This is a genomic window from Nocardia sp. 852002-51101_SCH5132738 (genome assembly GCF_001665695.1).
GTDB classification, from domain to species: domain Bacteria; phylum Actinomycetota; class Actinomycetes; order Mycobacteriales; family Mycobacteriaceae; genus Nocardia; species Nocardia nova.
Genome location: NZ_LZML01000175.1, coordinates 14244 through 26353, shown reverse-complemented (window position 1 = coordinate 26353; position 12110 = coordinate 14244). Strand labels below are relative to the sequence as shown.

General features: G+C 68.7%; 12 protein-coding genes. All 12 read right to left on the bottom strand.

Annotated elements, in window-relative coordinates:
• Positions 1-38: 38 nt before the first annotated feature.
• Positions 39-1325 (bottom strand): hypothetical protein, encoded by a 1287-nt coding sequence (locus A5789_RS26245; RefSeq protein WP_064904276.1) that lies wholly within the window; start codon positions 1323-1325, stop codon positions 39-41.
• Complete coding sequence (locus A5789_RS26240) at positions 1322-1993, bottom strand: hypothetical protein (protein ID WP_155525942.1); 672 nt, start codon at positions 1991-1993, stop codon at positions 1322-1324. Before A5789_RS26240 ends, A5789_RS26245 begins: the two co-directional genes overlap by 4 nt.
• 345 nt (positions 1994-2338) lie before the next feature.
• On the bottom strand, positions 2339-3292 hold the full coding sequence (locus A5789_RS26235; protein ID WP_155525941.1) for a hypothetical protein: 954 nt from the start codon (positions 3290-3292) through the stop codon (positions 2339-2341).
• A 67-nt stretch (positions 3293-3359) separates the two neighbouring features.
• The gene (locus tag A5789_RS26230) at positions 3360-4274 is read right to left on the bottom strand and encodes a hypothetical protein (RefSeq protein WP_064904269.1); all 915 of its coding nucleotides are present in this window, start codon (positions 4272-4274) and stop codon (positions 3360-3362) included.
• A gap of 63 nt (positions 4275-4337) precedes the next feature.
• The gene (locus A5789_RS26225; protein ID WP_064904267.1) at positions 4338-5291 is read right to left on the bottom strand and encodes a hypothetical protein; all 954 of its coding nucleotides are present in this window, start codon (positions 5289-5291) and stop codon (positions 4338-4340) included.
• Between the two features lie 72 nt (positions 5292-5363).
• Positions 5364-6305, bottom strand: a complete 942-nt coding sequence (locus tag A5789_RS26220) for a hypothetical protein (protein ID WP_064904265.1) — start codon at positions 6303-6305, stop codon at positions 5364-5366.
• The gene (locus A5789_RS26215; protein WP_155525940.1) at positions 6302-7180 is read right to left on the bottom strand and encodes a hypothetical protein; all 879 of its coding nucleotides are present in this window, start codon (positions 7178-7180) and stop codon (positions 6302-6304) included. The genes A5789_RS26220 and A5789_RS26215 overlap by 4 nt, the downstream gene beginning before the upstream one ends.
• Positions 7181-7239: 59 nt before the next feature.
• A complete protein-coding gene (locus A5789_RS26210) occupies positions 7240-8292 on the bottom strand; it encodes a hypothetical protein (protein ID WP_064904262.1) in 1053 nt (350 codons plus the stop codon).
• Positions 8289-8843: a hypothetical protein gene (locus tag A5789_RS26205; protein ID WP_064904260.1), complete on the bottom strand. Its 555-nt coding sequence runs from the start codon at positions 8841-8843 to the stop codon at positions 8289-8291. Before A5789_RS26205 ends, A5789_RS26210 begins: the two co-directional genes overlap by 4 nt.
• Entirely contained in the window at positions 8840-9391 is a 552-nt protein-coding gene (locus A5789_RS36940; protein ID WP_155525939.1) for a hypothetical protein, read from the bottom strand. The genes A5789_RS26205 and A5789_RS36940 overlap by 4 nt, the downstream gene beginning before the upstream one ends.
• Positions 9388-10521, bottom strand: a complete 1134-nt coding sequence (locus A5789_RS26195) for a C40 family peptidase (protein WP_228793174.1) — start codon at positions 10519-10521, stop codon at positions 9388-9390. The genes A5789_RS36940 and A5789_RS26195 overlap by 4 nt, the downstream gene beginning before the upstream one ends.
• The gene (locus tag A5789_RS26190; protein WP_369817536.1) at positions 10521-12062 is read right to left on the bottom strand and encodes a hypothetical protein; all 1542 of its coding nucleotides are present in this window, start codon (positions 12060-12062) and stop codon (positions 10521-10523) included. Before A5789_RS26190 ends, A5789_RS26195 begins: the two co-directional genes overlap by 1 nt.
• Positions 12063-12110: the final 48 nt, after the last annotated feature.

The window sequence follows — 12110 nt, the reverse complement described above, 5'->3', positions numbered from 1 at the left end:
CGCTGTGAATGCTTGTGCATAACCGCGGCCGACGCGATTCATAGGCTCACCTCGCGATCGGTCTCAGCGACAATCTCTTTCGCGGCGGACTCGAGAACGGCCGGTGACCATTCGCCGGACTGCGGGTCGGGAAGCGCGGTATCGACCGCGCGGCTGATCGCAGCACCGGCACCCACGTCCGAATGCGAAAGCTGCACGGCACCGCCAGCCTCGACCGACGTGCTGTGAGTGACCGACATGGCGGTATCAGTCGCGGTGACGCTGGCATGGGCCTGCGCGGCTGTTGTTCGAGTGAGCTGGGTGCGGTAGGTGTCCGCGGCGGCGCGGGCGGCGTCACGGTGTTCGAGGAGTTGGGCGATGCGTCCGAGCTGTGGGTCGGACGGTTGTGTGGCCCAGTAGGTTCCGTCGCGGCCAGTGGTGTAGGCGGTGTGTACCTGTGCGTCGGTGAGTCCGATGGCAAGGGCGTCGCGGCGTGCGGCGCTCAGGCGGTCGAGCCGGGCAATACGGGCTTGGTCGTCTACTCCGTTGAGCCCGTCGGCGATGGTGCTGTGCTCGGCGGCGAGATCCTGTACTTCTCGCAGGGCCTCGGCGTGGCGGCGTTGCCATGTTTCGGTGTCGCTGTAGTCGGCCGAGATCGGCGCCTCGCGAACTGCGCGGGGCAGCAGCATCTTCCGTGCCTCGCGCCCGTCGTCGAGGTCGGCTGCTGTTTCCTCGGTTTCAAGCAGGGCGTCGGTGTCGGCGATGACCGCGTCGACCTGCGCGAGGCTAGGCAACGCAACTGCCGGGTCTCTGGGTGCGCCGAGGGTGCGTTCGACCGCAGTGCGGCGATCGATCTCGGTGTCCGCTCGCGTCGTCGGCGCCAGGGTGGCGCCCATGTTGGGTTGCAGGTAGGGGTAGCGGCGGGCGGCGTCTTGGTTGGAGCCGGTGATCGTGCCGGTGCCGTGCCCGGTGATGAGGCGGGCTTGTTGCAGGGTGCGCCAGATGTCGTCGTCGATCGCTACCTCGCCGGTGGCGCGGGCGCGCGCGATGTGGTCGTAGTTGCGGCGCGCGATCTCCGGTTGGGTGCGCCATCCGGCCACGACTCGCTGTAGCCCCGCCCAGGTGCCGCGCCAGTGTTCGGACTCGTGACGCGCCCAGCGGATCGCCAACTCGTCAGCGCGGGAGTTGAATTCGGCGCGCGCCTCGGCAGTGGCGGCGGAGGGTGCGATCTCGCGTAGCTGGTAGTAGCGGGCGAAGTCGGCGCGCAGCTGCCGCTCGGTATGCGAGGCGGCGTCGCGGTAGTAGTCGGGGTTGGTGAAACCCAGCGGCTCGTCCAGCGCGGTCACGGCGCCACCTCCGGGCCGTGATCCGACGTGCCTGGCGGTGGCCCGGTGTCGGGGTCGGTGCTGTCGGGCCAGTAGTCGGGTTGGCCGGGCAGTGCGGTGTCGATCGCGGTGCTTATCCCGCCGCTGGTGTCGAGCGAGGTGGTGCGTTCGAGGGCGTCGATGTCGTTGGCCAGTGCCAACTCGGCGTTGGTTTGAGCTAGCGCGCGGGCGGGTTGTGGGCCGGGTTCGGTGTTGTGGTGGCGGTGTCCGGTGAGCCAGTCGGCGTCGACGAGTTCTTCGGTCTGGCGGGCGATGGTGTTGCGGGCGTGGGCGAGGTCTTCGGACAGGGTTTCGATCCGCGTGTGGGCGTGGTCGAGCTCGTTTTCGAGTTCGCGGATGCGGGCGCGGTCGGTGCCGGCGCGGGCCTCGGCGAGGGTGAGTGCGTGGGCGAGATGTTCGAGCCGTCCCAGCAGCCGGTGGGCGGGTTGCTGGTCCCAGCCCACTCCGGCGAGCCCGAGGTCGTGGGCGGTGTCGATCTCGCTGATCGGCACCCCGCTGCGGACGGCGTCGAGGTAGGCGCGACGCAGGTCGTCTTCGATGCCGTTGATCGCGGTCAACCGCCACTCGCCGGGACCGGCAGCCGAGGTGCCGGGGGCTGGGTGGTGTTGCCAGTCGATGTAACGCTTCACCGAGTCCTGCACTGCGCGTAGTGCGGTCGCGCGCACAGCGTCGGGATCGTCGGGGCCGAACCGGATTGCCAGCGCGGAAGCAACGGTGCGGGATTGAAACGCTGTCGGCGGCACCGCAGGAGGGGCCGCGGCATCGAAACGAGTTGGGCTCGCTGTCGGGTCTGGGGCGCTGACATCGCGCGCGTGCATTGGGGGGAATGTGTTGTCGGACATCATGTTCCGCCTTGTCGAGAAGCGGGCCGCAGCCGGTGGGCCGGGCGTGACGGGATGTCCTCGCGGTGGTTCGAATCGGTCTGGAGTGATGGTCGGCGCCAGCGCCATCACCGAGGGATGAGGGTGCGGTGGTCAGGGCTCGGGCCCGAGGTCGGGTCGCATTGGGGGCGGCGGTGGTGTTGTGGCGGGATCCGGCTCCCAGTCGCGGGCGGTGGTTTCGGGTAGAGCGATGTCGATGGCGGTTGCGTGGTGGATCGGGAGCCGGTCGGTGCGTTCGGGGTCGATACCGAGCGCGGCCGCGGCGCGCGCGATCAATTCGATGGCGTCGGGTGGGCGTGCCTGGGCGTGGGTGGTCGGGGTTCCGGTGTCCGGGTCGACGGGAATGTAGGGCGGCAGCACCGGGTCGGTGGCGGGCTGGGTATAGCGGCGCCATTCGAATTCCAGGTGCAGGTCATCCCACCGGTTGATCTGCTCGGCAGCCTGCCGACGCGCGGTATGAACTTGCGGGCTGTTCCACAGGGCTTCGACCTCGGGCGCCGACAGTTGCGCGGCATCGGACAGGCCGGCCGCGCGCTGATGGTGCAGGTTCATGTTGCGGTGAAACTGCATATCGGCGACCGGGTCGGCGCCCAAACCCAAACGGCCGGCGCTGAGACGGGCATCGCGCGCCGCCGACAGCAACGCCATCCGATGCACATGCCACACATCGACGACAGCCATATCGATGAACAACTGCTTCGACGCCGACGCGACCTCGGGCATCCCGGCCTCCGGGCTCGGGTTCGCGGGCGCGGTGTCCGTTGTGGGGGAGGAGAGTTGGGCTGCTTCGGCACCGTTGGTGCGGGCGCGTTCGACCCATTGGTGTGGGATGCCGAGTTCGATAGCCAGCTGTTCGATCGCTTCGCGTTCAGCTTCCAACGCATCCAGATGCGACCGCCACTCCTGCTCCGGGGTGCCGTCACTACCGTCGTAGCCGCCGAAACCACGCATCTGCACCAACGCGTAGGTGCGTGCCAGTCGGTCGATGCGGGCCAGCAACTTCGCCTGCCACTGCTCCATCGATACTCCCGGGTCGGGGTTGGTCATGGTTGTTACCTCTTCTGGCGGGTGAACCCGCTGGGAGTCCGTGGATCTGGGTGTGGGCAGGCGTGGCTCATAGCTGGGCCCCGTGATCGGGCCCGGGATGCTGTGGTGGGCCGGTGGGTGTGGGTGTGTCCCAGCGGGTGTGGTCGGCCTCGGCGGGCAGCGCGCGGTCGATCGCGTCGGTGATGGGGTCGGCGTCAGCGCCGGCGGAGGAATGGGTTAGGAACGCTGCTGCGGCGGCGGTCTTCATGGCGTGCGGCGCGGGGATGCGCACCGGCTGCTCGGACAGGGCGACATCCACGCGCAGGGTGATGGCGGTGGCATCGCGCACGACGCTGGTCTCGATGCCGGGACGGGCGTAGACGCGCCAGCGTTCCTCGACTGCGTCGGCGTCGTAGGTGTGTGCGGTGGCGTCGAGGAGTCGCTGCCACTCGCTGCTGGTGCGGGCCCACATTCCGGCGGATTCATCGACGGTGAGGCCGATCGCGTCGGCGATATTGCCGGCCCGGATCCACAATGCGCTCAGGTTGCGCTCGAACTGGGCCACCATCCACGGTTCGGGCTCGAACGAGGGTGTATCAGTCACCCGGCGCATTCGGCGCGCGACGTCGAGGGCGGCCATGTGCTGCATCTGCCAGACATCGCTGGCCACCCAGGTCATGACATGCTCACGGACCGCGTCGGTGCCGGGCTTGGGGCTGATGTCTGCTCGCCGCCCACTGCTGCCCGCGGCTCGGGCGGCGGCGATCGCGGTGTCGGGGATGCCGATCGCGTGAGCGTGGGTTTCGACTTCGGCGCGGTCGGCTGCCAGCTGCAGCAGTTGTGTGCGCCAGGCCAGCATGGACGATTCCCCGGCCCCCGGTGGAGTCTCGTAGCCTGCGCGCAGCAGCCGGGCGCGGTCGTCGGACAAGTCCTGGATCCGGTCGAGCAGCCTCTGCTGCCACACCGGTCTTCGCTGCACATGCGGTGATTGCGGTTCAGTCATCTGCGGGCTCCTGGATTCGAATTGTTTTGCGCTACCGTTGTTCTCGACAGTCGAGGCGTCACGTCACGGTTCGGGTCCGGTGTCGAGCGCGGGGGCAACAGCCTGGTTCGGGTCCGGTGTCGGGATCTCCGGCAGAAATTCGCGGGGCACATCAGGAAGTGCAGCGGCGATATCGGCATCGATCGCGGCGCCAGCACCGACCGACTTGTCGACGCTGCGGCCGGGATGCAGCACGGCGCTGATTTGTGCGATCAGTGATTGCGGTGTCGGCACCAGTTCGCGATCCGGGTCCCAGGTCAAGTCGCCGTAGTCGGCCAGCGCCGCATGCGCGGACACCGCGGCGTCTGGTGTCGTCCGGAAGGAATGCCATCGCCGCGCCAACTCGGCAGGACCGATGTCACGTATTGGCTGTGCGAAAGCGGCCAGCCGTGTGGGACTTTCGACGTCGGGCCATATCTGTTCGCGTTCCGCGCCGACCGGTTTCAGCAGAGCCACCACCGTGGCGATGCGGTCCCATCGCTGTCCCAACATTTCGGCGAAGGCGTCCTGCTCTCGTTCGGGTCCGGTGGCGACTCGCGACCGGTAGGCGGCATGCACGGCCGCGATGTGCCCCAGCTCCCGCGTCTGCTCGCCCACCGCGGCGATCAGTTCGGCGCGCGCACGCACATCTGTGCCCGGCCAACGCTCGGGCACCTGCGCGCTGGCGGTGTGCCCCCGGGCGTAGTCGAGCCACGGTGACGGGATGCCGCCGGCGCGCCCGAGCTCGGTGAGTGCGTCGGCACGGTCGTGCAAGTCATCGAGGTAGTCGTGCCACAGTTCGGAGGGAAAGTGGCCGAATTCGCCGCCGAGACGACCCGTTTCCTGCATCCGGGCCAGCCCGTCGGCGATGTCCCGCAACCGCCGCAGCAGCGCAGCCTGGGCGGCGTTCGGACCCGGGACACGGTCGCTGCCCGGCGAGCTGGTCGACGTCTGCTCCGCGATGCGGGCTGGGTCGGGTGTCGGTTCGGTAGTCGTCATCCTTTTCTCCTGGTCTCGGGTTCGGTGCCCTGCCGCCGGATAATCAGCGGCTCGAGGGCGTGGGTGCCTCCGTTACGGGCTGGGGCCGCTGTCGCGATGTATGAGTGCCGGGCCGGCGCCGGCGTGCTGCTCGTCACCGGGTGTTGGGGCGGGGAACTCGAAGCACCGGGGCTCGCCTAACGCGGCGATCACCGCGCTGTCGGTGGCTGCGCCCAGTTGCAGGTCGTGAGCAGCCAGGCCGAGTGGCAGTCGCAGGGCTGCGGCGATGTGTTCCACCATCACCGCGGGGATCGGCGCGATGGCGGAATCAGGGAGGAAGTCGATGTCGCCGTAGTCGGTCAGCAACCGGTAGGCAGCCACCGATGTGGGTTCATGTTCGGCGTGGACGCGCCATTGCTGTGCCAGCAGATCGGGATCGCGCTCTCGCACCGTGGCCGCCAGCGCGCGGGCCCAGATCGGATCCGTGGCCGGCCTGATCCGGTCGCGTTCGGGTCCGATCAGATCCAACAGCGCCGCGATCGAGGTCAGGCGCTCGTGGCGCACCGCCGCGGTGGCTTCGATGCGTGTGCGCTGCGAGTCGGGTTCGACGCTGCGGGCGCGAGCGCGGTAGGCGGCATGGACGGCCATGACGTCGCTGAGGTCGCGGGCTTCGGCGGCGAGGTCATCGATGAGGCGGGCCCGCTGCACGGGTTGCGGGACGGGCCATCGTTGCGGAGTGCGCCATCCCGTGCCCCGCTCGCCCTGGAGGCGGGCGAGATCGATCCACCGCTGCGGGATTCCACCGGCGTGGCCCAGCTCCGCCAGCGCGGCGCCGCGCGCCATCAGCGCATCCAGGCGAGCGAACCAAGAGGGTTCCGCCAAAACTCCTGCCTCCCAGTGGTTGCGGGCGGCATCGAGCAGCGCTCGCGTGTCGGCTACCACCGCACTCAACCGCCGCAGCAGTGCTTTCTGCGCCGCGTTCGGCGCCACCGGACGCCGACCGCCCGCACCGACGACGTGTTGTGTCCCGGTCATGGCTCGACCTCGACTCCGAGGCTGGGCTGGCGCGGCGCCGGGGCGAGATCCGATGCCAGGTCGTGATGGCCGCTGCTGCCTATTCCGGTCGCGGCCACCGCTAATTCGATGCCTTCCCCGGCCGACGCGACCACGTCGGCTTCCAGATGCCGGTCGGTGCCCTCGGCGGCGGGAATACTGTTGTGTACGAGTTCTTTTCGAAGGACGTCGAGGATTTGGTCGGGTGGTGGGAGTGCGGCGCCGGTCGGTGCGGTGATGCCGGATTTGGTGAGTGCGCGGGCCTGCAGCACGATGCTGGTTTGGTCGCTGCGGGCGTGGGCGCGCCAGCGGGTGTCGAGTTCGTCGACACTCGCGGCGCCGGCGCTCTCGGCGGCGGCGGTCCAGTGCTGCGGCGAGTTCCACATGTGCTGTGCTTCGTCGTCGGTGACGGCGAGCAGGCGTGCGAGTTGGACCAGGCGGGTGCGGGATCGGCGCAGGTTGCGCATGACCCAGGTCGCGGTGCCGGGCTCGGCATGCGCGCCACGATTCTCATAGGCGACCGCCACCGCGGCCAGATCCTGAATCCGGTGCGCCTCGGCCGCCAGCCCGACCAGCAACCGAGTCCGGTCCACCGGTCTCGGGATGCGCCAGTGCAGGTCGCGGCGCCACGGCTGCCCCAGATGGGCGCGGGTGCGGGCCTGGTTCAGCCACTCCCGCGGCACCCCCGCGGCCAGCCCCGCTTTCTCGAGCTCTTGGCCGAGCAGGACCTCGGTGCGGAAAGCCCTCGACCACGACGGCGGCGGAAGCTCACCGGTCGCCTCCCGACCGGCCCGCGCCGCAGCGGCCATCTCCCGCGCAGCCGACGCATGCGCATACACACCCGCGAGCACCTTCATCTGCCACCGGTCAGGCGCCGCAGCGAACGGAACCGAAGCACGAAAGCGGTTGCGCGCCATCACGGTTCGATCTCCGCAGACGGCGCGGGCCCGAGAGCCTTCACTGGTGGAAGGACCGGAGACGCGAAGTCGACGCCGGTATCGAGGTCACCGGTGACGCCGGTGACCTCGACCGCGACGTCGATGACCTCTCCGTCGAGCACTTCGAGCGCTTCGTCCGAAGTGGCATAGTCTCGGCCGGATTCGGCATCGAAGATGCGCATCTGAGCTTCGCCGTAGCTCAGCAGGGTGTACTCGGCGGCTAGCGTGTTCATGTGGTTGTGGAGTTCATCGACGGCGTCGTCGAGGGCCGCGGCCTCGGCACGGGCATCGGCCAGGGTGGTGCGGGGGTCGTTGCCGGTGTCCTCGCCGTAGCGTTCGGCCCACGCGTCGACGTGGGCGCGCTGGTCGTCGGACAGATCGGCGGTTGCCTCGGCCGCCGCCCATCCTGCGCTGGCGGCGTGGGCGCGGGCGGTGCCTGGGTCGGTGTCGGTGAGTGTTTCGGTGAGTCCGAGCGCGCGTTTGCGGGCCTCGATCAGCAACTGCTGGTATTCGACCTTCAGATCGTGCAAGCGCCGGTCCTGAGCGATCTGTTTGTCGTAGCGGCGCAGCTGCTGGGTATGGATTGCGTCTTTGCGGTTGTACTCACCGCGCAGCGCCCGCACCTGCAGCCCGTGAACCTGGTCCCGGCGTTCCTCGCTGGCTTTGTCGCTGTCCTTGGCTCGGTCTGCTCTGTCCTTATCGTGTTGCAGGCGTGCGTTTTTGACTTGCATCTCGAGCAGGTGCTCGCGGTAGCGGCCGGCCTTGACCGCCATATCGGCCCAGTGCTCGAGGCGACCATGTTGCGCCCTATCGATGTAGCCCTGGATCTGTGCGCCGTGGACGTGGTTCTTGCGTTGCTGTTCGGCGATCCGGTCGTCTTGGCGTTGGGCGAATTCTTGTCGCGAGCGCGATTCGCTGCCGCGGCGCTGCAGCAGGTTCATCGTCATCGCCGCGGTTTGCATCGCCTGCACGAAACCGGCTTTGACCGCTTGCCCACCCTCATCGACCGGATCGCCGTTGCCGCTGGTCACGACGCCACCTGCACATTCGACAGCAGCCACCGCGGGCCATTGCTGGTCTGTGTGCGGTGCGCTACAGCGAACACGACCAGCCGCAGAGCGGGTGTGCTGTCGCTGGGGTGCATGCTCACGGTCACCACACGCGCCGCCCGCGACGCGGTGTCGGCGGGGTGATCATCGGCCGTGGGGCGGGCAGTCGCGGTGACCGTGACGTGCTGGTCGCGCCACCGCTCCCACATGTCGGCTGTTACGGGAGCCAGTGCGATCGCCGCGGGTGCACCGCTGCGCGCGAATTCGGGTTCCAGCAGCGGCGTCGCGGCCTCGAACGCGCGCCGGGGATCGAGCCCCTCCGCAGGCCGGTAGGTGAACATCGTCTCCAGCGCCGTCGACGTGACCGATTCGGCCGAGCACGGGTCGACAGCGGTGAAGGGTGGATCGAATCCTGCACCTGCACAAGTGGGTTCGTCGGGCGGTCGGCCGCGTGACGGGTGTTCGGTGCACGCGGTCAGCAGGTACATTCCGGCCAAGACGGTGAGCAAGGTTGCGATGGGGCGTGAGGTCATTGCTGGTTCCTCGAGTGTTGGATCAGGCAGGTGAGATCGGCGCGCCGCCAGTCGACCCAGACGCCGAGCTGATGGCCGGTCGCGGGATTGGTGGCGGCGTCGACGACCAGGTCGAGCACCAGGCCGCTGGTGAACGCCGCACGGTGCAGGGCACCGGGGTCGGCGACGAAGCGGGATGTGACGATGCGCAGAGTCGCCACGTCCGCGCCCCAGAGGTCCTTCCCGTGCGCGGCGAGCCAGATCGCTTGCAGCGCTGCCGTTTCGGTGGCGGTATCGTCGCTGTCGATGATGAGGTCGCGGTGGAAGCGATCGTGGGCCACGGTGCGCCCGTCGGGCCGGCAGATGGTGAAGGTCTGCCGCGTCGCGGCGACCCAGGCCAGAAGATGCGGCCCCGCTGACGCCCGCGCGGCGAGCCGTTGCTCGTGGGTGTAGCGACCGTTACCGGCCGTGCTGGTCGCAGTGGTGTTGCGGCGCTTCGATGACGGAGGTGTAGGACGTCCACGGACGGAGCGATTCTTACGTCGTCGACGCGAATTATTCGGTGTCACAGTTGTTTTCCCTCCTCCGCTGTGGGGGTTCGGGGTTGTGGTGGTGGTGTGCTGTAGCGGCGGATGTCGAGGTGGTCGGATCCGGCGACTCGGGCGAGGGGGGCGGCGGTGACGGTTTGGCCGGTTTGGGGGGCGTGTATGGCCAGGTCGGTGCCGTCGGCGTCGCGGCCCGCGTACACGGCGACATGGTGGGAATCGCTCTCGCCAGGGGTGGTGAAGAAGATCAGATCCCCGGGTTGGCGCTGATCGAACGGCACGACCTGCCCGGCCGGTGAGTCTTGTTGGGCCTGGGTGTAGTGCGGCAACCGGATTCGGCCACCCGACGCCTGGTAGATCGCATACAACGTCAACCCGGAGCAGTCGAACCCACCACCCGTCGGACCGTTCGCGTCTCCTCCACCCCACACGTACGGGGTGCCGATCCACCGCTGCGCTGCGGCCACGACCGCCTGCCCGAACCCACTGGCCGGCACCGGTACTCCCGGTGGCGCCGTCCCGGGCCCGCATCCGCTGGTTGACTGCCCCGGCTCGGCGGCGGGCAGAAACGCGGGGTCGATGCCGGAGAACATCGCGTAGAGACGCCTGGCCAGATCCAGTTGTCCCGCATACGCGTTCGGTGCGGACACCTCGACCGCCTGAGCGAGTTCTGCTGAGGTCATCGAGGCGGCGCCGGTGATGGTGGCGGCTTGGTCGTAGAACCAGTTGATCTGATAGATCGCATTCATCAACGTGGCGATCCCGACGCGTCCCCAGACGCTGGCCCGCATCTGGTGCGGGCCCACCGAATCGTGGTCGGCGCTGACGCCGTCGTTGGGGAAGCTCAGCGATTCCGGGACGTTGGAGTTCGCGAGGTTGCGCAGCGTCGACTCGGTGATCATCGCCGCCAGTTCGGCGATGATCACCGACTCCGGCGCCCGGCGTTGTTTGCCGATCGCGACACCGTTGCGTGCCAGCGCCAACTGGCGCTCGTTCAATCCCGCCAGCGACTGACCGGTCGGGCCCGCCACTCCCCCAGCGAGCACGTCGGTCGCACACGAGTCCGCGGGCTGTATTCCGACGAGCACTGCCAGGAACAGGATCAACGCGATGGGCAGGCACACGATGCCTGCGAGGAGGGTTCTGGAGGACATCACTCATCGCCGTCCTCCCCGACCTCGAAGGCCTCGGCCTCGAATGGAGGCCGAGGACGGTCGTTGTTTCCGCCAGTTAGGTGGGAGAAGCGCCGGTTGGTGTTGTGGATGTCGCGGGCGCGCTCGGTCGGGGTGAAGGTCATGCGGAAGGGGATGCCCGGGGCGTCGGCTTCGCCGGTTTTGAGCAGGAAACATCCTGTGCCGGGCGGGGTTTCGCGCACGCCGGTTTTGTCGAGGTGATCGTCGGTCGGTGGCCGGGGCGCGGCCCAGGAGGTGACCAGCAACTTTTCGGTGTCGGTGATCGACACCGCGGCGCGGAGGCGTTCGATCTCTTCAGGCCCGACGGGGCCGATGATTTTGGCGCGGGCGCGTTCGAAGAACCCGAGGGCTTTGGCTTGCGCAGCCGGCGAGTCGAAAGCGGCGAGGTCTTTGATGGTGTGGCTGCACATGATCAGCCCGGTGCCCAGTGGCCGGTTCAACCGGGTAAGGGCATCGACGCGGTCGACCATGAACTCCCCCGCACCCAGCACGCGCCAGATCTCGTCCATGACGACCTCGAACGTGCGCGGGGCCGCGAGACCGGCGTCGGCCAGCGCATGGGCGGCGGCGACCGCGCCGAAGCCCTCGCTCCAGCACACCATCAACACCGCCGCCAGCAGCTTCGTGTCGCCTTCAGGGATGCGGGATACATCGATGCAGACAGCCGGGCTGTTCAGGTCCAGCGGGGTGCTGGTTTGGCGGTCGAAGATCTGCCCCCAAGGGCCTTCGATCACCGCGCGCAGCGAACGGCGCAACACCTTGGTCGCGGCCCGGAACGCGACGTCGTCGTCTTCCTCGGCGAACTGCCGCAGCCGCTGCGCGCCGCCGGAGATCGTGGCCAGCAGATCCGACAGCCGCGGCGGCCGCTGCGGGGTGAATCCTCCGGCGGGACTGTAGAGTTCGCGCAGTCCCGCGGCGATGAGTGTTTCTTCGTAGTCGGCGACGCGGGAGCCGCGGACCAACTCGATCAGCCCGGCGACGATGTTGACCTGCCCGGCTTCCACTCGCGCGGCGACCTGGCGGCGCTGATCCGGATCCGGGAGTCGGTCGATGATGGTGCCGAGAGCTCCGACGGCGAGCGGGTTGATGCTGCCGTGCCCGTAACCCAGGTCGACGACTTGCCCGCCCAATGCTTCGACGAGGTCGCGGTAGTCGGGTTTCGTGTCGCCCATGCACAGCACCGTTTCCCCGGCCGCGACCGCCCCAGTCGCGAGGCGGCGGATGAGCGAGGATTTGCCGAAGCCGTTGAGCGCCAACACGAATGCGATCGGTGCGGTGATGAATCCGCGGGCGAACCACGACATCGGATCGAAATGCACCGGCGCGCCGGTCACGAAATGAGAACCGACCGGACAGCCCACCACCGGGGCGGTCGCTCCGACCGCGAAGGGCCACAATCCGGCCACCTGCACCGTCGTCGCCCGCCATTCCGGTGTCGCCGGGACCACCGTTGCGCGGCCTCCACCGACACCGCGGTACCCGCGGTCGGTGAAGCTCGCCATGGACACCGCGAATCCGTCACGGACCGAATCTTCTGCTCTCCGCGCGGC

What these genes read in the sequence shown, in the direction of transcription:
- A5789_RS26235 (WP_155525941.1), bottom strand. Translation starts at nt 3,292, where the DNA reads ATGACCAACCCCGACCCGGGAGTATCGATGGAGCAGTGGCAGGCGAAG.
- A5789_RS26230 (WP_064904269.1), bottom strand. Translation starts at nt 4,274, where the DNA reads ATGACTGAACCGCAATCACCGCATGTGCAGCGAAGACCGGTGTGGCAG.
- A5789_RS26225 (WP_064904267.1), bottom strand. Translation starts at nt 5,291, where the DNA reads ATGACGACTACCGAACCGACACCCGACCCAGCCCGCATCGCGGAGCAG.
- A5789_RS26220 (WP_064904265.1), bottom strand. Translation starts at nt 6,305, where the DNA reads ATGACCGGGACACAACACGTCGTCGGTGCGGGCGGTCGGCGTCCGGTG.
- A5789_RS26215 (WP_155525940.1), bottom strand. Translation starts at nt 7,180, where the DNA reads ATGAAGGTGCTCGCGGGTGTGTATGCGCATGCGTCGGCTGCGCGGGAG.
- A5789_RS26205 (WP_064904260.1), bottom strand. Translation starts at nt 8,843, where the DNA reads ATGACCTCACGCCCCATCGCAACCTTGCTCACCGTCTTGGCCGGAATG.
- A5789_RS26195 (WP_228793174.1), bottom strand. Translation starts at nt 10,521, where the DNA reads ATGTCCTCCAGAACCCTCCTCGCAGGCATCGTGTGCCTGCCCATCGCG.
- A5789_RS26190 (WP_369817536.1), bottom strand. Translation starts at nt 12,062, where the DNA reads ATGGCGAGCTTCACCGACCGCGGGTACCGCGGTGTCGGTGGAGGCCGC.